Here is a 20,091-nt window from a genome sequence, read left to right on the forward strand (position 1 = left end):
AAGTATTTTTTGAGATTTATCAAGAAATATTTCGCATGCTTTTGAAACCCAACTATTCTTCTAAATTTTCTATTCTCTTTATCAATTCAGGTATTTGTCGAATTGACGCAATTTCTTTGTATTTTTTTCTAAAATCATCCGCAGGTGTTCCAAAGTAGCTTTTTCCAGCATCTAGACTTTTACTGACGCCCGATTGTGCTGAAATAACAGACTTTGCTCCTATCGTGATTCCACTTGTAATTCCTACTTGTCCCCAAATAGTGACTTCATCTTCAATGACAACACAACCGGCAATTCCTGTTTGTGATGCGATTAAACATTTTTTTCCAATCACAGTATCATGTCCAACATGCACTTGATTGTCAATTTTGGTTCCTTCTTTGATCGTTGTATCTCCTGTTACACCTTTATCTATCGTACATAACGATCCTAAATCAACATTGTCTTCTAATACTACACGACCTCCAGATTTTAATTTATCAAATCCTTCAGGACGTTTTTTATAATAGAATGCATCTGCTCCCAACACAGTTCCTGAATGAATTGTGACATTGTTTCCAATCACAGCATTGTCATAAATAGCAACATTGGCATGAATCATACAGTCATTCCCAATAGTAACATTGTTACCAATAAAACAATTTGGTTGAATTACCGTGCGTTCTCCAATAGTTGCTGATGGCGAAATGGCTGCAGCGGCACTTACAAAAGGTCTAAAATGATCGGTAAGTGTATTGAAATCTCTGAAAGGATCGTCTGAAATTAACAAAGCTTTGCCTTCAGGACATTCAACTTCCTTGTTAATCAATACGATAGTTGCTTTTGATTCCAACGCTTTATCATAATATTTTGGATGATCTACAAAGACAATATCTCCTGCTTCTACTACGTGAATTTCGTTCATTCCATGCACAGGAAAGGAATCATCACCGACATACGAAGTGTTGATGATTTTTGCTATTTCTTTGAGTGTGTGTATTCTAGGAAACTTCATAATCTATCTTACAAAAAAAGCGCAATGTATAAGTATTGCGCTTTTTGATTTTTTATTCTTTTATACGTTCCATGTAGGAACCTTTTTCCGTCTCTATTTTGATTTTATCACCTTCATTGATGAATAAAGGAACATTTACTCTAGCTCCAGTTTCTACTGTTGCTGGTTTTGTAGCGTTTGTCGCCGTATTTCCTTTTACACCTGGTTCTGTGTGCGTTACTTCTAAAATAACACTTGCTGGCATATCTACTGATAAAGGCAATCCATCTTCAGAATTGATCAGAATTTTTACATTTTCTCCTTCTTTTAATAATTCAGGAGCATCTAAAACAGATTTTTGAAGTGTTATCTGATTGTAATCAGATGTATTCATAAAGTGAAACGTATCTCCATCACTATATAGATATTGGAATGTATGCGTTTCTACACGAACATCATCAATTTTATGTCCTGCCGAAAATGTATTATCAATTACTTTTCCAGTAGTGACACTTTTTAGTTTTGTACGTACAAATGCAGGTCCTTTCCCTGGTTTTACGTGTAAAAACTCTATAATTTTAAAGATGTCGTGGTTGTAACGAATGCACAATCCTTTGCGAATATCTGAAGTACTTGCCATGTTTTAATTTTTTAATTTGATGTAATATATCCTTTCATGATACCTCTATGCGAGTTTTTGATGAATTGTAAAATTTCATCGCGCTCGGTAGTGGCTTCCATTTCTGCTTCTATGATTTCAGCAGCTTGAGTATTGTTGTAATTTTTTTGGTAGAGAATTCGGAATATGTTCTGAATCTCACGTATTTTTTCAGTTGTGAATCCACGTCTACGCAATCCAACCGAATTGATTCCCACATACGATAATGGTTCACGAGCTGCTTTTACATATGGTGGTACATCTTTACGAACCAAAGAACCTCCCGTTACAAACGCGTGGTTTCCTATGGAACAGAATTGGTGTACAGCGGTCATTCCCGCAAGGATTACATGATCGCCTACAGTAATATGTCCTGCTAAGGTACTGTTGTTTGAAAAGATGCAATTATCACCCACAATACAATCGTGAGCAACATGACAATACGCCATAATTAAGCAATTCTTTCCAATGACAGTTTTCATTCGATCTGTAGTTCCTTTATTGATGGTAACACATTCACGGATGGTGGTATTGTCTCCAATTTCGGTAATCGTATCTTCTCCTTGATATTTTAAATCTTGTGGTGGTGCAGATATGACAGCTCCCGGAAAGATGTTACAGTTTTTCCCAATTCGCGCTCCTTCCATGATCGTTACGTTTGAACCGATCCAAGTTCCCTCACCAATAATTACATTGTTGTGGATGGTTGTAAAAGGTTCTACAACGACATTCTTTGCTATTTTTGCGCCTGGATGAACATATGCTAAAGGTTGATTCATCTACTGTTTTTTAATTAATACTTTGAAATTTGATCGTAAAATACGCTTTTTTTTGAAAGCCTTATTTTTTTACGATATCTTCTTCTTTTTTACGTGCGATTTGTGCCATTAATTCCGCTTCGGCAACAAGTCTACCATTTGCATACGCGTATGCTTGCATGTGACAGATTCCTCTACGAATTGGCGTGATTAAATCGGCTTTGAATATTAAAGTGTCTCCCGGAACTACTTTTTGTTTGAACTTTACTTTGTCAATTTTCATAAAGAACGTCAAGTAATTCTCAGGATCTGGAACTGTACTTAACACCAAAATTCCTCCTGTTTGTGCCATGGCTTCTATTTGCAAAACACCTGGCATTACTGGCGCTCCTGGAAAATGTCCGACGAAAAACGGTTCGTTCATCGTTACATTTTTTACACCAACTACATGCTTATTTGATAATTCTAAAATTTTATCAACTAATAAGAATGGTGGTCTGTGCGGTAACATCGTCATGATTTGATTTATGTCCATTAACGGCGTCTGATGCAAATCGTATGTTGGTACTTTGTTACGTTTTTCTATCTTGATAATTTTAGATAGTTTTTTTGCAAACTGCGTATTTACGTAGTGTCCGGGCTTATTTGCAATTACTTTTCCACGAATGCGCGTTCCTACCAAAGCTAAATCGCCAATAACATCTAATAGTTTGTGGCGTGCAGCTTCATTTGGATGATGCAACGTTAAGTTATCTAAAATTCCATTTGGTTTTACTGCAATATTGTCTTTTCCAAAAGCAACTCTTAGTTTGTCCATCGTTTCTGGAGAAAGTTCTTTATCTACATATACGATTGCATTGTTTAAATCGCCGCCTTTTATCAATCCATGTTCTAGTAACATTTCCAATTCGTGTAAGAAACTGAATGTTCTAGAACTAGCAATGTCTTTTTTAAAGTCAGAAATGTGTTTTAGCGTAGCATTTTGCGTTCCCAATACTTTCGTACCAAAGTCAACCATCGTAGTCACTTGATATTCATCGGAAGGAATAATGGTAATTTCGCTACCTGTTTCTTCATCAATATAGGAGATCACATCTTTTACGATATATTCTTCTCTTGGTTTTTCTTGCGATACAATACCAGCTTCTTCTAAAGCTTCTAAAAAGAATTTTGCAGAACCATCCATAATTGGCGGTTCTGAAGCGTCTAATTCTATACAGATATTGTCAATTTCTAAACCAACTAAAGCAGCTAATACATGCTCGCATGTTTGAATTTTAACACCTCTTTTTTCTAAAACAGTCCCACGTTGTGTATTTACTACGTAGTTTGCATCTGCTTCGATTACTGGATTTCCTTCAAGATCGACTCTTACGAAAGTGTATCCATGATTTTCTGGTGCAGGTTTAAAAGTTAAAGTAACTTCTTTTCCTGTGTGCAATCCAACGCCTTTTAAAGATACTTCTTTGGCGATGGTCGTTTGTTTAACAATAATTTCACTCATTGTCGCTTATTTTTTTTTCTAGTTGATTGATTGTTTTGGCAAGTTTTGGCAAGTTTTTGAAGTATACATACGATTTGTTGTAATCTCCATAGTTTAATGCTGGCGAACCTTGCAATGTTTCACCATCTTTTACATTTCTTCCAATTCCAGATTGCGCTTGAATTTTGACATTGTCACCAATCGTTATATGTCCAACGATTCCGACTTGTCCTCCGATCATGCAATTTTTACCAATTTTGGTAGATCCTGCAATTCCTGTTTGAGCAGCAATAACTGTATTTTCTCCAATTTCTACATTGTGTGCAATTTGAATTTGATTGTCGAGCTTTACTCCTCTTTTGATTACTGTTGAACCTAAAGTTGCTCTATCAATAGTAGTTCCTGCTCCAATGTCTACATTGGCTTCTAAGATTACATTTCCTGTTTGAGGTACTTTTTGATACTCTCCTTTTTCATTCGGCGCAAAGCCAAATCCATCTGCGCCCACAATAGCACCACTATGGATTACGCAATTATCTCCAATAACCGATTCCGAATAAATTTTGGCTCCGGCAAAGATGACTACATTGTCTCCTATAGTAACATTATCTCCAATATATGCATTTGGATATACCTTTACATAGTCGCCAATTTTCACATTTTCGCCCATGTATGAGAACGCTCCAAAGTATAATTCTTCTCCGTAAGTTGCAGAATCTGATATAAAGGCAGGTTGTTCAATACCTACTTTATTCATTTTTACTTTGTTGTAATATTCTAAAAGTTTGGAAAATGATTTGTATGCGTCTTCTACTTTTATCAGCGTAGTAGTTAATTCTTCTTCGGCTGTAAAATCTTTATTTACGATGGTTATCGATGCACGTGTACTATAAATGTACTGTGTATATTTGGGGTTTGCTAAGAAAGTTAATGAACCTTCTGTACCTTCTTCAATTTTAGAAAGTTTGGATACTTCAGTGTTTGGATCACCTACGATATCTCCTTCTAAAATACCTGCTATTTGTGTCGCTGTAAACTTCATTCCCGCAAAAGTATAAAAAAACTCCTAAAGTTTGTCTTTTGGGTAACATATATAATATTTTGTCACGGGTTTTGAGAGCGCTTTCAAGTTTAATTGGTCAGAAGCCTTGACAACATCTTGAATTTTTCCTGATTTCATTAAGATGTTTATGTTCTGACTATTCGTTTTGTACGCTTGATTTGAAATTTCTCCCGAGAACACAAAATACGCCGCTTCCGCTTCGCTAATATTGTATTCTTTCATTAAATTCTCTGTCTCGTTTTGTAGTTTTTTGGTAGAAATTTTCTTGTTTTTGATTTTTATAGCGAGTAAATCACGATTAATGATCATTTTACAAAGATTGGAAAGCACAAAATCATCTTCTTTCATCCATTCTTTCATGGCAGAAACTACATCATAATCATCAAGTTGCGCAAATCTATCTAATACTTCGTAACTGAAATCTTTAATCGAAATTTCATTCTGAATAAAGAAAGATAACGCTGCACTTGCTTGTAATTTAACACCTTGCAAGGTTAATTCTTTCGCTCTTTTTAAAACTCTAATGAGTAATTGTTCTGCAACCAAACTCGTTTTATGCAAATAGACTTGCCAATACATTAAACGTCTCGCTACTAAAAACTTTTCAACCGAATAGATTCCTTTTTCTTCAATCACCAATTCGTCATCTACAACGCTTAACATAGTAATAATACGTTCCGAATTGATATTTCCTTCCGCAACTCCCGTGTAAAAACTATCACGTTTTAAATAATCAGCTCTATCCATGTCAATTTGACCAGAAATTAACTGATACATGAATTTTCGAGGATAGTTTCCTTTGAATATTTCGATCGCAAGCGTTAAACTTCCGTTAAATTCTGTATTTAATTGTTCCATTAAGAGTAATGAAATCTCTTCATGGTGGACACTATTTACAATACTGTGTTCCATGGCATGCGAAAAAGGACCATGACCAATATCATGTAATAATATGGCAATGAGCAAGGCTTGTTTTTCTTCTTCCGATATCTCAACACCCTTAAAACAAAGCACTTGAATTGCTTTTTGCATTAAATGCATGCAACCCAACGCATGATGAAAGCGTGTGTGATGCGCACCCGGATATACCAAATATGACATTCCCATTTGTGAAATTCTGCGTAAGCGCTGAAAATATTTATGCTCAATTAAGTCAAAAATGAGCGGATTGGGAATTGTAATAAATCCGTAAATTGGGTCGTTTAAGATTTTAAGCTTATTTCTAGTATTCAATCGTATGTTTTTAGAATAAGCACAAATATAAGTACATTACAAGACACCTTACTAACAATTTACTAAATAAAGATTTACATGAGTGCATTCAAGATTCTTTGGGTTGATGATGAAATAGATTTATTAAAGCCACATATTCTCTTTTTACAGAAAAAAAATTACGAAGTTACCACGTGTACAAGCGGAACTGAAGCCATTGAAATGATTGATGAAGATCGTTATGATATTGTTTTTTTGGATGAAAATATGCCTGGTTTGACTGGAATTGAAACCTTGGCTGAGTTGAAAGAGAAACAAAATAACCTTCCTGTGGTGATGATTACCAAAAGTGAGGAAGAATATATTATGGAAGAAGCTATTGGTTCTAAAATTGCGGATTATTTGATAAAACCCGTAAATCCAAATCAGATTTTATTGAGTTTAAAGAAAAATTTAGACCATTCTCGTTTAATTTCTGAAAAAACGACTTCTAACTACCAACAAGAATTCCGAAAGATTGCGATGGATATGGCCATGGTAAACTCCATTGAGGAATGGATAGAATTATATCAAAAATTGATTTATTGGGAATTGCAGTTAGAAGATATTGAAGATACTGGAATGTTTGAAATATTGGAATCTCAAAAAAACGAAGCCAATGTGCAATTTGGAAAGTTCATTGATAAAAATTACCCAGATTGGTTTGGAAATGAAGAAGCTCCAATTATGTCGCACACCTTGTTTAGAGAATTGGTCGTTCCTGAAATCAGTAAAGCGCAACCTACTTTATTGGTTGTTGTTGATAATTTACGTTACGATCAATGGAAAGCGTTTGAACCCATTGTAAATACACATTACAAAAAAGAAAAAGAAGTTCCTTTTGTAAGCATCTTACCGACGGCGACGCAATATGCTAGAAATGCTATATTTTCAGGTTTAATGCCATCTGACATGGAGAAACTTCATCCAGAATACTGGAAGAATGATACTGATGAAGGTGGAAAGAATTTGCATGAAGATGATTTCTTAAAAGCACAATTAAAACGCTTAGGGTTAAACATCAAGCATGAATATCACAAAATCACAAGTTTAAGAGGTGGAAAGAAGCTCGCAGACAACTTTAAATCACAAAAAGACAATGATTTAACTGTTGTGGTTTATAACTTCGTAGACATGCTCTCTCATGCTAAAACCGAAATGGAAGTTGTAAAAGAATTGGCTTCTAATGATAAGGCATATCGTTCGTTGACGCAAAGTTGGTTTAAAAATTCTCCTTTATTGGATATTATTCAACAATCGCAACGTTTAGGTTTTAAGCTCATTATTACAACTGATCATGGAACAATCAATGTAAAACATCCATCGAAAGTAGTTGGAGACAAAAACACGAGTCTAAACTTACGTTACAAAACTGGACGAAGTCTTACGTATGAGCAAAAAGATGTATTGGCTGCCAAAGATCCGAGAACCATTCACTTGCCAGCAATCAACATGAGCAGTTCATTTATTTTTGCGAAAACGGACTTATTCTTCGCTTATCCAAATAATTACAATCATTATGTAAGTTATTACAGAAATACCTACCAACATGGTGGAGTATCTTTAGAAGAGATGATTATTCCGTTTGCAGTTTTGTCACCTAGATAACCTGTAAACGATGGCTTAGCAAGTGATTTTATAGGCATTTGGAGATTTTTTATTACATTTGAGGAAAGCCTCAAAAAGAAAACCTAAGTGAAAAAAGAATACAATCTTTCTCAAATTGATGAGATTGCTAAAGCTATTTTAGCAGAATCTGAGCATAAAATTATTGCTTTTCATGGAGAAATGGGCGTTGGAAAAACGACACTCATAAAAGTACTTGCTAAGCAACTTGGTGTAAACGAGTTAACTAGTAGTCCGACATTCTCTATTGTGAACGAATATCATGCACCCAATGATATTTTATACCATTTTGATTGTTACCGAATGGAAGATGAAGAAGAAGCCTATGATATTGGCATCGAAGATTACTTATACAGTGATGCTTGGTGCTTCATTGAATGGCCAGAACGCATTGAAAATTTGCTCCCCAAAGAGATAACAAAGGTCACAATTAACAAAATAAATGAAAAATTGCGTTCAGTTCACCTAAAAAATTAAGCATTTTACCGAAAAACGAATAACTATAACCGAAAATAAATCTAAAAGACTGACAAATAAATGACTTTTGTTATATCTTGAATGAAAATTCTTATATATGACAAAAGTGAAAAATTGATAAAAATACGGAGAAAATAAAATATAGTACTTTCTTGAAAATCACTTGTTTAAATGGATAAGTTTGCATCATCGTAAAACTAAAACCTAAAACAAAATGAAATTAAGAAATTATTTATTCGCAGCAGTAGTATTGGCATCAGTAACATTTGTGTCTTGTAACCCAGATAGCATTGCAGACGAAGATAACCCATACCAAACAGAAGAAGGAGTCGATAGAAATAAAATCAAGATTCCAGGTCAAAGAAATAACTAAAAAATCTAAGTATAGGTCTAGCATAATTCTAAATACTATTGTTGCATTATTAATTGCAATTACACCGTATTTATTTCAACTTTATCATTATGTTCCTCCTGTAGACGAATGGAATACAGCTTTTTTCTCTATAGACAAACGTGATTATGATAATGTACAGATACTTGTATGGGTTACATTAAATAAAGTTATACCATTATTATTAATGATTATTTGGTTTTTAACCTGTAACAAGTGGTGGTATCATGTGATTTTGATTCCAATGTTTATGTTCGGATTTCAATTCATAGGTGCCATTGAAGATAAGTCAAGTATTTTGGATGTTGTTGAAATTTATTGGTTGATTCCAATTATGATGATTATTATACCGTTTGTATATTTTATAAGAATAAAACTCATGGATAAATTAGTACATGGAATAGATTTAAAAAAGATTAATGCTGAACTAGAAGAATATGAAAGAAAGGAACTAGAGCAATTGAATTCTGCTACAGAAGCTCCAAAATAAGAAGTTCATTGAAATATAATTAATATACTATTTTCTACGTATTTCGTTAATTTTTAATAAAACTAACAAAAATACGTAGAAAATATATTATGCTTTTTTTGAAGGTAACATTTGGTTATTCAATAAGTTTGACCCATCGTTAAACTAAATAATCTAAATTAATAATGAAAACTAAATTCTACCTTTACCTATTAGCAGCCGTATCATCAATTTTATTTGTATCTTGTAATCCAGATAGCATTGCTGATGAAGACAACCCATACGAAACACAACAAGGAGTTGACAAAAAAGAGATCACTGAAGACATGGTCGGTTAGAAAAAAATTGATCATTGACAGTACACTAGTACTAATAATTGTTTGTTCACCTTTTTTGTATTATTTATACGAATATTCTCCTGAAGGTAAAGTTTGGGAAACTCCATTTTTCACAATAACTAGCAATGGATACAAAAACTTATATATTTCTTTTTGGATTTATTTAAGTAAAATTGTGCCACTACTTTTATTTATTTTATGGTTCCTAACTTGTAGACATTGGTGGTATCACGTAATATTGATCCCTATATCAATGTATGCCTTTCAGCTAACAAATGCTCTTTACAAAAACTCAGCTAAAATAGATGAAATTGAAATATACTGGTTAATTCCAATTTTAATGGTTATTACACCGATTGTATACCTAATAAGACTAAAACTGTTTGACAAGCTAGTTTTAGGTATTGACCTGAAAAAAATAGAAGCAGAATTAGATGAATATGATCGAAAGGAAAATGAAGCTCAACATAATAATGAAATAAAATAATTCGTATATTCGCGAAAATACTTACGTAAAAAATACAAAAAATAATATTTTCTACGACTTTTGTTAATTTTTAATTAACTAGCAAAAGTACGTAGAAAATATATATTGCTATTTTTCTGATAATTAGTTGGTTATTAAATAAGTTTGTCCCATCGTTAAACTAAATAACCTAATTAATCAGATGAAAACTAAATTTTACTTTTACTTACTAGCCGCTTTTTCAACAATATTATTTGTATCTTGTAACCCAGACAGTATTGCTGATGAAGACAACCCATACCAAACAGAAGAAACAGTCGATAAAAGGATCAAGATCCCTAGTAACGGGTAGTATAATTGCTATATTAATAGCAATCTCACCATATATATTTTATTCATATGAAAGTTTTCCAGATGTAAAAGTTTGGGAAACTTCTTTTTTCACCTATGATAGCGCATATTATGGAAGTGTTCAATCTACAGCTTATTGGGCAACTTCTAAAATAGTCTCTTTAATGTTTTTAATATTATGGTTTTTTACTTGTAAAGAATGGTGGTATCATGTTATAATAATACCAATTGCAATGTATTCTTTTCAACTAATTACAGTATTTAATGACGATGCAAAATATGTTGATGAAGTAGAAATATATTATGTTATACCAGTGATGATGGTAATCATTCCTATTGTTTATTTTATTAGAATAAAATTATTCGATAAATATGTATACAATATTGATCTAGAAAAGATGAACGCAGAACTCGCTGAATACGAACGAAAAGAAAAAGAATTACTAGAAGAACTGAATGAGTAGTTTTTTTACTTCATTTTTATTTGTAACTTCATGTTTTAACCAATCGTAATGCTTCATGGCTGAATCTTTATCACCTTTCACCAAACAACAATTACTTCCACAAGAAGAAACGCTCGAAATTTTAAAGCATAAGAAAGAATTATTTATTGGTATTCCCAAAGAAACCTCATATCAAGAGAAACGCGTATGCTTGACTCCTGATGCCGTTGCTGCAATTGTTGCTCATGGACATCGTGTTTTAATTGAAAGTTGCGCAGGAAAAGAAGCCAATTTTTCCGATAGAGAATATACCGAAGCTGGCGCAGAGATTACCAATGATACACAAAAAGTATTCTCCTGCCCTATTGTTTTAAAAGTTGAACCACCAACTTTAGACGAATTACAGTTATTGAATCCGCAAACGATTTTAATTTCTGCTCTACAGATAAAAACTCGCTCAAAAAAATATTTTGAAATTTTAGCAAGTAAGCGAGTTACCGCACTTGCTTTTGAATATATCCGAGATGAAGATGGAACGTATCCTGCTGTACGCTCTTTAAGTGAAATTGCTGGAACTTCTTCCGTATTAATTGCTTCCGAGATTATGGCAAATGTCAACAGCGGAAATGGTTTAATGCTCGGAAATATTAGTGGCGTTCCACCTGCAGAAGTAGTCATTCTTGGAGCTGGAACTGTTGGAGAATTTGCTGCTCGTTCCGCTTTAGGTCTTGGTGCTAACATCAAAGTATTTGATAATTCAATTACAAAACTACGTCGTATCCAAACGAATTTAGGAAGACCTATTTATACTTGCACAGTACAACCAAAAAATTTATTAAAAGCATTAAAACGCTGTGATGTTTTGATTGGTGCTGTGCGCGGAAAAAATAGATCTCCAATTTTGGTTACAGAAACGATGGTTGAAAATATGAAGAAAGGCTCTGTAATTATTGATGTAAGTATTGACATGGGCGGTTGCGTAGAGACTAGTGAAATTACTACACACGACAATCCTACTTTCGAAAAACATGGAGTTATTCATTATTGCGTTCCAAATATACCTGCAAGATACTCCAGAACTGCCTCAGTATCAATAAGTAATATATTTACTCCATATTTGTTAAAAATTGCAGACGATGGCGGATTAGAAAATTCGTTGCGTTTTGATAAAGGATTGAAAAATGGTTTGTACTTTTACCACGGAGTTTTATCGAACAAATCTGTAGCTGAATGGTTCGATTTACCGTATAGAGATATTAATCTATTAATTTTTTAGTACATGAATAATGGTCTTTTAAGACGCTTAGGTTTTTATTTTGGTGGATTAGCCATCGGATTGATCTTTTTTGCATTTTTTGTAAAAGGTCGTGGTGTAAAATGTGAGTTTGATTACCTTCCAAATGCACGAACGTTAAAAAATATTCGTGTCAAAGAACGCCGTTTCTCTCCTGAAATGCGTCAATTGATTGACAATAAGGAAATTGACACTGCCGAAATCTCAAACATTCTTAGAGATGGCGATGTAGATTTTTCCAGAAGCAAAGCCAAAGTAGATGCCGATACTTGTAAAGTCTATATTATTGAAGGCACTTTAAAAAATAAAGACATCGAATTAACGGTACATAATTGTGATAGTACCACTTTAATTAAAAGGATAAAAATGATCAATTAACTGATTCTTGCAAAAAGAATCAGTATTGAATTATTTTAAAGTATTCCCGTAAATGTCAAGCTCAACTGCATCTCCTTTTCCAAAAGAATTCACTTCCTTTAACTGTGTTTCTTTATCACCTACAATCAAGTAAAACATATCATCCTCTTGAATGTGTGTTTTAATAATATCTTGAAAATCGTCAAGTGACATATCAACTAATTCTTTTTGTTCTTTTTCAAGAAAATCGAAGTCTTTACCGTATTTACTGATTTGCATTAAGATTCCTAATTTAGAATTCAATTCCTCATAATCTTTTGCACTACTCTTAAGAATTTTATTTTTAGTGATTTCAACTTCTGAATTATTAAAATCTTTCGCATAATTACGCACTAAACTTTCAATAATTTTCAAAGAAGGCAATGTTGCATTGGCCCTTACACTAGTTTGTAAAACAAAAGGAGCTTGTTCTTTTAAATTTTGCAAAAATGAATACGCTCCATATGTGTATCCTTTTTCTATACGAAGTGTCTGAAACAAACGTCCGCTAGATCCGCCTCCAAGTATTTGATTTGTATATTCTAAATTATTATACATTGGATCCGCTTCCGACAAAGCTAATTTTCCTGCATATATTACAGATTGCTTTGCTCCTGGGAAATCAATGAAAAATAATTTTCCTGCCTTGTCTTGTTTTGGTATAGCGTAACTTGGTATTTTCACTTCTGCTGATTTCCAATTTCCACCTAGACTTTCAAGGGTTTTTACTGCTTTTGACTCATCAATTGCACCTACAATATGAATATTAGCAACACTTGCAGATATATTTTTATTGTAGAATTCTTTTAAATCATCTAAAGATATGTTTGATAACGTTGTAATGGTTCCAATAGACGGAATTCCCAAAATATGATCATCTCCATAAATTAATTTTCTAAAGGACTGATACGCAATGGTTCTTGGATTTGCTTCACGACCTTTTAAACTCGTCAGCGTTTCCTTTTTAAGTCGCTCATACTCTGACTCATCCCAACGTGGCTTTAATAAAATTTCTTCTACAAGCGCAATCGTTTTATCAAAATTCTTAGCCAAGCAACTTCCTGAAACGGTCATATTTTCATCTCTTGTACTAATATTGATACTTGCGCCCAGCATTTCAATTGCTTCTTCTAATTCTGATGAAGTTTTAAATTCAGTTCCTTCTTTCATTAATTTTCCTAACAAAGAAGACAAACCTGCTTTATCTTTTGGATCTAAATAATGTCCTCCATCAATAGTAATGGTAAACGACACTAACGGAACCTCATTATTTTCTATTCCATAAACCGCTACTCCATTTGCCAATTTTGTTTTCCACACTTCCGGAGATTTAAATAAAGGTAATTCTCCAAACTCAGGCTCAGAACGATCGTGTTTTGTAACCGTTTTTGCATATTGAGCCTCTTCTCCTTGTCCAACTTCTTCATTCGATTTTCCTTGAACAATTTCCTCCTGATACACTTCCGCTTTCTCTGCTCCTTTGATCGCTAAGTCAGTTTGTCCTTTTGGAACAAATGAAGTCATGATATAATTTTTTCCTTTTATGTATTTATTGTAAACACGAATTACATCTTCCTTCATTACTTTATTTGTGAGTTCAGCTTGTTTGATCACATTTGCAGGATCATTTGCATATTCATTCCCTCTAGCCAATGCAAAAGCCTTGTCCATTACAGATTCCGTATCTCTATACAATGCCACTTCTTGCTGCGCTTTGATGCGTTCTAATTGCGATTCATCAAAATTTGCTTCAAAATTCTTCAATCCATTGTCAATAGCCGCTTTTACATCATTCAAATCTGCTCCAGCGTTGGCACGAACTACAAATGAAAATTCACCAGCAAGTTCATTACTCCTATTATATGACGACACTCTTGGCGCTAATTTTTCAGAAACTACAACTTCTTGATATAATGGTGATTTTTTACTTCCACTTAACATGTCACCCAAAATTTCAAGCGCGTATTGATCTTCATGAAACATTTCTACCGTAGGGAATACGACTTGAAGCTCAGGAAGTTTCGCAAAATTATCTTCAAAATACAATGATTTTGTTGCTTCCAAAGTAACAGGCATTGGCTTCAAATCTCCTACTTCATTTCCTTTTTTAATTTCGCCAAACCATTTTTCAACAGCTTTTTTAGTTTCTTCAACATCAATATCTCCGGCAATAACTAGTGTCGCGTTATTTGGCCCATAATATGTATTATAGAATTCTTTTACATCTTCTAATGTAGCTGCTTGTAAGTCTGGAAGTGAACCAATTACTGTCCAATTGTACGGATGATCTTTCGGGTATAAATTAGCACGAATAACTTCTGAAGTAAAACCATACGGTACATTATCGTAGTTTTGACGTTTTTCATTTTTAACTACTTGTTTTTCACGCTCTAAAGCTTCTTCAGTAACCGTGTTAATCATATATCCTAAACGATCAGAATCAATCCATAAGATTTTTTCAAAAGCATCTTTAGGCACGACTTCATAATAAATTGTACCATCTGACCAAGTTCCGCCATTACGACTTCCTCCCCATTCTGGAATTACTTTTCTGTTTGAACCTCTAGGAACATTTTCAGAATCGTTAAATGCCATATGTTCAAAGAAATGCGCAAATCCCGTTTTTCCTGGTTTTTCTCTGTTTGAACCAACATGCATCAAAGTAGCAACCGCTACCATTGGATCTGAGTGATCTTCATGCAAAACCACTTCTAAGCCATTATCCAGCGTGAATTTTTCATATGTCAAGGTGAAATTTGCATCACTTTGTTCTTTTTCAGACTTCTTCTTCTCTTCACAAGAAAAAAAGACCATTAATAGTAATATAAAAATGGGGATTTTCAAGTTTTTGGTTTTCATGGCAATAAGGTGGTTATGATTGGTAATCTTTGGTGTAGTTTTTTATTATATTTTCCTTCGTTTTCGTTCTTGTTTTAATAAACTTAATTCTCTAGATGTTTGTCCTGCAACCGAAGTATTTTCCTCTGCTCTTCTAATCAAATATGGCATTACATCTCTTACAGGTCCAAAAGGTAAGTATTTTGCTACATTATAACCAACTTTTGCAAGATTAAAACTAATATGATCACTCATTCCATACAGTTGACCAAACCAAACACGCGGATCATTATTAGTTATTCCTTTTTCTTTCATAATCTCAGCAACCTTGTAAGAACTTTCTTCATTATGAGTTCCTGCAAAGACAGCCATGCAATCTAAGTTATCTAGCATATATGCAACAGCAGTATCAAAGTTTTCATCAGTTGCTTCTTTTGAAATACATATTGGAGATTTATAGCCTTTTTCTTCAGCCTTTTTATTTTCTTTCTCCATGTATGCGCCACGTACGAGCTTCATTCCTATATGAAATCCTTGCGCTTTGGCATCCATATGAAGTTGTTTTAAATACTCCATTCGATCCCAACGATACATTTGTAATGTATTGTATACAATAGCTTTTTCCTTATTATACTTACGCATCATATCAGCAACAACAGCATCAGCAGCATCTTGCATCCAGCTTTCTTCTCCATCAATCAATAAAGCAACATCCATTTCATACGCTTTCTTGCAAATGGTATCAAAACGATTTACAACGCGTTTCCATTCTTCTTGCTCTTCATTTGTCAATGTTTCCTCATTCCCTACTTTTTCATACAAATCTATTCTACCAAAACCTGTTGGTTTAAATACTGCAAAAGGAATCGCCTGTTTTTCCTTAACGAAATTTAAAATCTTGAGTATTTTTTCTAGCGTGGCGTCAAATTGCTCTTCCTCTTCTTTTCCTTCTACAGAATAATCTAGCACACTACAAACACCTTTTTCAAACATATTATCTACTACTGGCAAACATTCTTCTTCGGTAGTTCCTCCACAAAAATGATCGAAAACAGTAGCTCTAATTAGACTTTCTACAGGCAAACGTGCTTTAATAGCAAAGTTTGTGACCGCAGTTCCAATACGTACCAATGGTTGGTTTGAGATTAATTTGAATAAAAAATAGGCTCTATCGAGCTGAGAATCTGTTTTTAAGGCAAAAGCATTCTCGGTGTTATTAAAAATAGGTTCCATTTACAAATAATTACTTTCACAAATATAGTTATTGAATTATTATTTTTTTGTTTAAAAAAGGCTTTATTTTGCTGCTAATACTAGTTTTTACAGATTATGAATTCTATTCAAGCGGCGAATTATTTAGTGCATTTTAACTCAAATTGCTACACAAATCTTCAAGAACATCTTGCAAATTCAAATTATTCTAAGATTTTTATTTTGGTAGATGAGCATACACATGAGTTTTGCTTGCCTTATTTTATGGGCAATTTACAAACCGAAACTTCTGTAGAAGTGATTGAGATTTTAGCTGGAGAGATTCATAAGAATATTGAAACTTGTACTGGTGTTTGGAATGTACTTTCTGAACTGAATGCCGATCGTAAAAGCTTGTTGATTAATGTTGGAGGCGGTGTTGTTACTGACCTTGGCGGATTTGTTGCTTCTACTTTTAAACGTGGAATTTCATATATTAATGTTCCCACAACTTTACTTTCTATGGTAGATGCTTCTGTTGGAGGAAAAACTGGTGTCGATTTAGGAACGCTAAAGAATCAGATTGGCGTGATTAACATTCCAGAAATGGTATTGATTGATACTGCTTTCTTGAATACATTGCCGGCAAACGAAATGCGAAGTGGTTTGGCCGAAATGCTAAAACATGGATTGATTTACGAGGAAGCATACTGGAAAAAGATGATCAATCTTTCAAATTTCACCTTAGAAGATTTAGACAAATTGATTCACGACTCTGTAAAGATTAAAAATAACGTTGTTACGGAAGATCCAAAAGAAAATGGATTGCGAAAAATCTTAAACTTTGGACATACACTTGGTCACGCTATTGAATCGTATTTGTTAACACACGAAACTAAAGAAGCTCTATTGCATGGTGAAGCCATTGCTGTAGGAATGGTGTTAGCAGCCTATATTTCTAATAAACAAGAAGATTTTCCTGAAAAAAAATTAGCCGAAATTAAACAGGTTATTTTAGATATGTATGGCAAAGTTTCTTTTGACAACTCTGATTATGAGAGCATTATAGAATTAATGAAATATGATAAGAAAAACTCTCACGGAAATATCAATTTTGTATTATTAAGTGATATAGGAACACCTGTTTTGGACAGAATTGTTCCTAATGAAACTATTATTGAAGCTTTCCATTATTATAATTCTTAACACAAAAAATACAGTTAGCTGACATTATTTTTTTCTTTTCAAAAAAAATAGTTGTACTTTTAGTATAAGCTAAATGGCTGAAAATTCTCCTTATTTACCTAAGACCGTAGTATTAATTTTAAAAGATTATTCCTATGAGAAAAGCTATCATAGATTACAAAAAAGTGACGCCAGAAATTCTTCAACTCTTACAAGAGCGTTATCCGGGCGGATACAGAGATCGAGACATTATTATATTTGACGATCATCGTAACAACATAATTGAAGCTGTAGAAGTACGCACTCAAGACACCATTTATTTGGTAAAAGTGAGCAGTAAATTACATTATACCATGACTAATGTCGGTAGTACTCCTGTGGATATTGAAGAAATTACGCCAGACGAAAATATTGTGAATGATTTCTCGGAAGAGTAGTATTATAAGTAGCGTTCGTTAATCACGTTTACATGATGTTTTTCGTGACCTGCGGCTATGTATGCCAAAGCACGAACAGTCATTTTATTGCCGCTTGCCATACCTACTCTTGCTAACATTTCATCAGAAAAACTTTGAAATAAGGTAATTGTCCCTTGTCGGATAGCATTGTATTCACGTAACATTGCATCACTGTTTCGTTCATTTGCTCCAGAGAAAGGAACATAATCATCTTGTTCAAAACCTGGTAAATCTGTTTTATCATTTCGCGCAAAACGCAACGCTCTGTTGCAAAATATGCGTTCCGTATCCATGATATGTTGCAACACTTCCTTAATTGTCCATTTTCCTTCAGCATAGGCACTTTTCAGTTGTGCATCCGTCAACGAGTTTACTAAGTCCGTAACTTCTTTTGCGCCGTTTGCAAGTGCTACATATATATCTTCTCCTTTAAATTTTTGAATATATGGTTCAAAATATGGATTGTATTCATCTGTATTAGGAAATGGTATCATACTATTTTAGATTTTGATTGTTGATTTTTTCAACGCTGAATATACTATTAATTCTGTTTCTTGAAAAATTAATACGAACAGCTTTGCAAACAAACATCAATTTTTAAATAAATACATCCAGATTACTCTTGAAATTCGCATGTTAAAAAAGGACAAACCAATCATTGTCGCAGCAATCATTAAGAAGATTTGAAAATTATTTCCAAACTGAAAAACATAAGAAAGTAATAGATATAAACCAATTGCCTGACCTACCGTCAACATATAACTTACATACATAGCGCCATAAAAGTACCCTGGTTCTTTTTCAAATTTATAATTGCAAACTGTACAATTTTTATACATTTTTGGCAATTTTAGCTTCAAAAAGCCTCCTTTTTCTTGAAAAACCTTTCCTTTATTACAATTTGGGCACGTTCCTAAACAAATATTTTTTACGATATTTCCCATGAGTTCTAATTTTTATACAAAGGTAAAGTTCAGCCATTTATCATAAAGTTTGTATTTTCGCTTTTTATAGCACAAAAAAGACATTTTTAATAAAATGAAACTACTTCCTGTATATAATATTTCGCAGTTTAAAGAACAAGAAACAAGCAAGCATTTGTATTGCAATCGTTTCAAAGAGCATTTGCGTACACATCCGTTTATCGAAAAACCACATCGGCACGATTTTCATTTGCTTGTAATTTTCACCAAAGGAACTGGAACACATGTAGTTGACTTTAATACATTTGATATTTCCGCAGGAAGCGTTTTTGCATTGCAACCCGGACAAATGCACCATTGGAATCTATCAAAAGATATTGACGGTTATATTTTATTCCATTCGAAAGAATTTTATAATGTCCATTATCAGCACAAACAGATTAATGATTATCCTTTTTATTTTTCAACATATAATACACCAGAATTAATTTTAGATATTGAAGAAACGCAAAAAATCTCTTCTCTTTTTGAAATGGTATTATCTGAATATTCATCAAAAACGTTATTTAAGGAACATGCTGTATTGAGTTTATTGGATTTAATTTACATTAAACTATCTCGTCACTACATTACTCCTACGCATTTGCAAATCAAGAGATATCATACCATTTTACAAAACTTTGAAGTTTTACTTGAACAGTTTTACAAGCTCGAAAAAAAACCTTCTTTTTATGCTTCTAAATTGAATATCACTTTGAAACATTTGAACCGCATTTGTAAAGAGACTTTAGAAAAAACAGCTACAACTGTCATAACAGATCGCGTTATTTTAGAAGCAAAACGAATGTTATTGACTCCAGAATTATCGGTAAATGAAATCGCGAATCATTTAGGATATGAAGATTACTCCTATTTTTCACGATTGTTTAAGCAGAAAACACAGCAAACGCCTTCTGAGTTTCGGAAGTTAGAGTATTAGGTTTTAGACTTGTTAGACTTGTTAGACTTGTTAGACTTGTTAGACTTGTTAGACTTGTTAGACTTGTTAGACTTGTTAGA

Annotated in this window: 20 protein-coding genes; 10 read left to right on the top strand and 10 right to left on the bottom strand. The window is 33.4% G+C overall.

Annotated features, from left to right (window positions below; all coding sequences use genetic code 11):
- Positions 1–52: 52 nt before the first annotated feature.
- The 6 genes from Q0845_RS23685 to Q0845_RS23710 all read right to left on the bottom strand — a co-directional run bounded on the left by Q0845_RS23685 (position 53) and on the right by Q0845_RS23710 (position 6,168).
- A complete protein-coding gene (locus tag Q0845_RS23685; protein ID WP_298519078.1) occupies positions 53–994 on the bottom strand; it encodes a UDP-3-O-(3-hydroxymyristoyl)glucosamine N-acyltransferase in 942 nt (313 codons plus the stop codon).
- A gap of 52 nt (positions 995–1,046) precedes the next feature.
- A complete protein-coding gene (gene efp / locus Q0845_RS23690) occupies positions 1,047–1,613 on the bottom strand; it encodes an elongation factor P (protein ID WP_298519080.1) in 567 nt (188 codons plus the stop codon).
- A gap of 11 nt (positions 1,614–1,624) precedes the next feature.
- Positions 1,625–2,410 carry an acyl-ACP--UDP-N-acetylglucosamine O-acyltransferase gene (gene lpxA, locus Q0845_RS23695; RefSeq protein WP_298519083.1) on the bottom strand — a complete coding sequence of 262 codons (786 nt, stop codon included), beginning with the start codon at positions 2,408–2,410 and terminating at the stop codon, positions 1,625–1,627.
- A 61-nt stretch (positions 2,411–2,471) separates the two neighbouring features.
- Positions 2,472–3,893 carry a bifunctional UDP-3-O-[3-hydroxymyristoyl] N-acetylglucosamine deacetylase/3-hydroxyacyl-ACP dehydratase gene (locus Q0845_RS23700; protein WP_298519086.1) on the bottom strand — a complete coding sequence of 474 codons (1,422 nt, stop codon included), beginning with the start codon at positions 3,891–3,893 and terminating at the stop codon, positions 2,472–2,474.
- Positions 3,886–4,914, bottom strand: coding sequence for a UDP-3-O-(3-hydroxymyristoyl)glucosamine N-acyltransferase (gene lpxD, locus Q0845_RS23705; RefSeq protein WP_298519089.1), 1,029 nt, complete (start codon positions 4,912–4,914; stop codon positions 3,886–3,888). The genes Q0845_RS23700 and lpxD overlap by 8 nt, the downstream gene beginning before the upstream one ends.
- Positions 4,915–4,938: 24 nt before the next feature.
- A complete protein-coding gene (locus tag Q0845_RS23710; protein WP_298519092.1) occupies positions 4,939–6,168 on the bottom strand; it encodes an HD domain-containing protein in 1,230 nt (409 codons plus the stop codon).
- 78 nt (positions 6,169–6,246) lie between these two features.
- On the opposite strand from Q0845_RS23710, the gene Q0845_RS23715 reads away from it, so the two are divergent.
- The 7 genes from Q0845_RS23715 (at position 6,247) to Q0845_RS23745 (ending at position 12,419) form a co-directional block, all read left to right on the top strand.
- Positions 6,247–7,794, top strand: coding sequence for a response regulator (locus Q0845_RS23715; RefSeq protein ID WP_298519095.1), 1,548 nt, complete (start codon positions 6,247–6,249; stop codon positions 7,792–7,794).
- An 87-nt stretch (positions 7,795–7,881) separates the two neighbouring features.
- Complete coding sequence (gene tsaE / locus Q0845_RS23720) at positions 7,882–8,289, top strand: tRNA (adenosine(37)-N6)-threonylcarbamoyltransferase complex ATPase subunit type 1 TsaE (protein WP_298519098.1); 408 nt, start codon at positions 7,882–7,884, stop codon at positions 8,287–8,289.
- A 290-nt stretch (positions 8,290–8,579) separates the two neighbouring features.
- On the top strand, positions 8,580–9,170 hold the full coding sequence (locus Q0845_RS23725; protein WP_298519100.1) for a hypothetical protein: 591 nt from the start codon (positions 8,580–8,582) through the stop codon (positions 9,168–9,170).
- A 324-nt stretch (positions 9,171–9,494) separates the two neighbouring features.
- The gene (locus Q0845_RS23730; RefSeq protein WP_298519103.1) at positions 9,495–9,974 is read left to right on the top strand and encodes a hypothetical protein; all 480 of its coding nucleotides are present in this window, start codon (positions 9,495–9,497) and stop codon (positions 9,972–9,974) included.
- A gap of 263 nt (positions 9,975–10,237) precedes the next feature.
- Positions 10,238–10,768 carry a hypothetical protein gene (locus Q0845_RS23735; RefSeq protein ID WP_298519106.1) on the top strand — a complete coding sequence of 177 codons (531 nt, stop codon included), beginning with the start codon at positions 10,238–10,240 and terminating at the stop codon, positions 10,766–10,768.
- A 55-nt stretch (positions 10,769–10,823) separates the two neighbouring features.
- The gene (locus tag Q0845_RS23740) at positions 10,824–12,023 is read left to right on the top strand and encodes an alanine dehydrogenase (protein WP_298519108.1); all 1,200 of its coding nucleotides are present in this window, start codon (positions 10,824–10,826) and stop codon (positions 12,021–12,023) included.
- Positions 12,024–12,026: 3 nt separating this feature from the next.
- Entirely contained in the window at positions 12,027–12,419 is a 393-nt protein-coding gene (locus Q0845_RS23745; protein WP_298519111.1) for a hypothetical protein, read from the top strand.
- Positions 12,420–12,449: 30 nt separating this feature from the next.
- Here the strand turns inward: Q0845_RS23745 and Q0845_RS23750 are convergent, their stop codons facing one another.
- Together Q0845_RS23750 and Q0845_RS23755 are read right to left on the bottom strand one after the other, a co-directional pair.
- Positions 12,450–15,296: a pitrilysin family protein gene (locus Q0845_RS23750; protein WP_298519114.1), complete on the bottom strand. Its 2,847-nt coding sequence runs from the start codon at positions 15,294–15,296 to the stop codon at positions 12,450–12,452.
- Between the two features lie 45 nt (positions 15,297–15,341).
- Positions 15,342–16,508: a proline dehydrogenase family protein gene (locus Q0845_RS23755; RefSeq protein ID WP_298519117.1), complete on the bottom strand. Its 1,167-nt coding sequence runs from the start codon at positions 16,506–16,508 to the stop codon at positions 15,342–15,344.
- A 96-nt stretch (positions 16,509–16,604) separates the two neighbouring features.
- On the opposite strand from Q0845_RS23755, the gene aroB reads away from it, so the two are divergent.
- Positions 16,605–17,672 (top strand): 3-dehydroquinate synthase, encoded by a 1,068-nt coding sequence (gene aroB, locus Q0845_RS23760; protein WP_298519120.1) that lies wholly within the window; start codon positions 16,605–16,607, stop codon positions 17,670–17,672.
- A 134-nt stretch (positions 17,673–17,806) separates the two neighbouring features.
- The gene (locus Q0845_RS23765; RefSeq protein ID WP_298519122.1) at positions 17,807–18,088 is read left to right on the top strand and encodes a hypothetical protein; all 282 of its coding nucleotides are present in this window, start codon (positions 17,807–17,809) and stop codon (positions 18,086–18,088) included.
- A gap of 2 nt (positions 18,089–18,090) precedes the next feature.
- On the opposite strand, the gene Q0845_RS23770 is transcribed toward Q0845_RS23765, so the two are convergent.
- Positions 18,091–18,603 carry a DinB family protein gene (locus Q0845_RS23770; RefSeq protein ID WP_298519125.1) on the bottom strand — a complete coding sequence of 171 codons (513 nt, stop codon included), beginning with the start codon at positions 18,601–18,603 and terminating at the stop codon, positions 18,091–18,093.
- A gap of 96 nt (positions 18,604–18,699) precedes the next feature.
- Positions 18,700–19,053 (bottom strand): DUF983 domain-containing protein, encoded by a 354-nt coding sequence (locus tag Q0845_RS23775; protein WP_298519128.1) that lies wholly within the window; start codon positions 19,051–19,053, stop codon positions 18,700–18,702.
- A gap of 94 nt (positions 19,054–19,147) precedes the next feature.
- Here Q0845_RS23775 and Q0845_RS23780 point away from each other — a divergent pair, with 94 nt between their 5' ends.
- Entirely contained in the window at positions 19,148–20,011 is an 864-nt protein-coding gene (locus Q0845_RS23780; protein WP_298519130.1) for a helix-turn-helix transcriptional regulator, read from the top strand.
- The last annotated feature ends 80 nt before the right edge of the window (positions 20,012–20,091 follow it).

This window comes from uncultured Kordia sp., assembly GCF_947489565.1.
Taxonomy (GTDB): domain Bacteria; phylum Bacteroidota; class Bacteroidia; order Flavobacteriales; family Flavobacteriaceae; genus Kordia.

What these genes read in the sequence shown, in the direction of transcription:
- Q0845_RS23685 (WP_298519078.1), bottom strand. Translation starts at nt 994, where the DNA reads ATGAAGTTTCCTAGAATACACACACTCAAAGAAATAGCAAAAATCATC.
- efp (WP_298519080.1), bottom strand. Translation starts at nt 1,613, where the DNA reads ATGGCAAGTACTTCAGATATTCGCAAAGGATTGTGCATTCGTTACAAC.
- lpxA (WP_298519083.1), bottom strand. Translation starts at nt 2,410, where the DNA reads ATGAATCAACCTTTAGCATATGTTCATCCAGGCGCAAAAATAGCAAAG.
- Q0845_RS23700 (WP_298519086.1), bottom strand. Translation starts at nt 3,893, where the DNA reads ATGAGTGAAATTATTGTTAAACAAACGACCATCGCCAAAGAAGTATCT.
- lpxD (WP_298519089.1), bottom strand. Translation starts at nt 4,914, where the DNA reads ATGAAGTTTACAGCGACACAAATAGCAGGTATTTTAGAAGGAGATATC.
- Q0845_RS23715 (WP_298519095.1), top strand. Translation starts at nt 6,247, where the DNA reads ATGAGTGCATTCAAGATTCTTTGGGTTGATGATGAAATAGATTTATTA.
- Q0845_RS23735 (WP_298519106.1), top strand. Translation starts at nt 10,238, where the DNA reads ATGAAGACAACCCATACCAAACAGAAGAAACAGTCGATAAAAGGATCA.
- Q0845_RS23740 (WP_298519108.1), top strand. Translation starts at nt 10,824, where the DNA reads ATGGCTGAATCTTTATCACCTTTCACCAAACAACAATTACTTCCACAA.
- Q0845_RS23745 (WP_298519111.1), top strand. Translation starts at nt 12,027, where the DNA reads ATGAATAATGGTCTTTTAAGACGCTTAGGTTTTTATTTTGGTGGATTA.
- Q0845_RS23750 (WP_298519114.1), bottom strand. Translation starts at nt 15,296, where the DNA reads ATGAAAACCAAAAACTTGAAAATCCCCATTTTTATATTACTATTAATG.
- Q0845_RS23755 (WP_298519117.1), bottom strand. Translation starts at nt 16,508, where the DNA reads ATGGAACCTATTTTTAATAACACCGAGAATGCTTTTGCCTTAAAAACA.
- aroB (WP_298519120.1), top strand. Translation starts at nt 16,605, where the DNA reads ATGAATTCTATTCAAGCGGCGAATTATTTAGTGCATTTTAACTCAAAT.
- Q0845_RS23765 (WP_298519122.1), top strand. Translation starts at nt 17,807, where the DNA reads ATGAGAAAAGCTATCATAGATTACAAAAAAGTGACGCCAGAAATTCTT.
- Q0845_RS23770 (WP_298519125.1), bottom strand. Translation starts at nt 18,603, where the DNA reads ATGATACCATTTCCTAATACAGATGAATACAATCCATATTTTGAACCA.
- Q0845_RS23775 (WP_298519128.1), bottom strand. Translation starts at nt 19,053, where the DNA reads ATGGGAAATATCGTAAAAAATATTTGTTTAGGAACGTGCCCAAATTGT.
- Q0845_RS23780 (WP_298519130.1), top strand. Translation starts at nt 19,148, where the DNA reads ATGAAACTACTTCCTGTATATAATATTTCGCAGTTTAAAGAACAAGAA.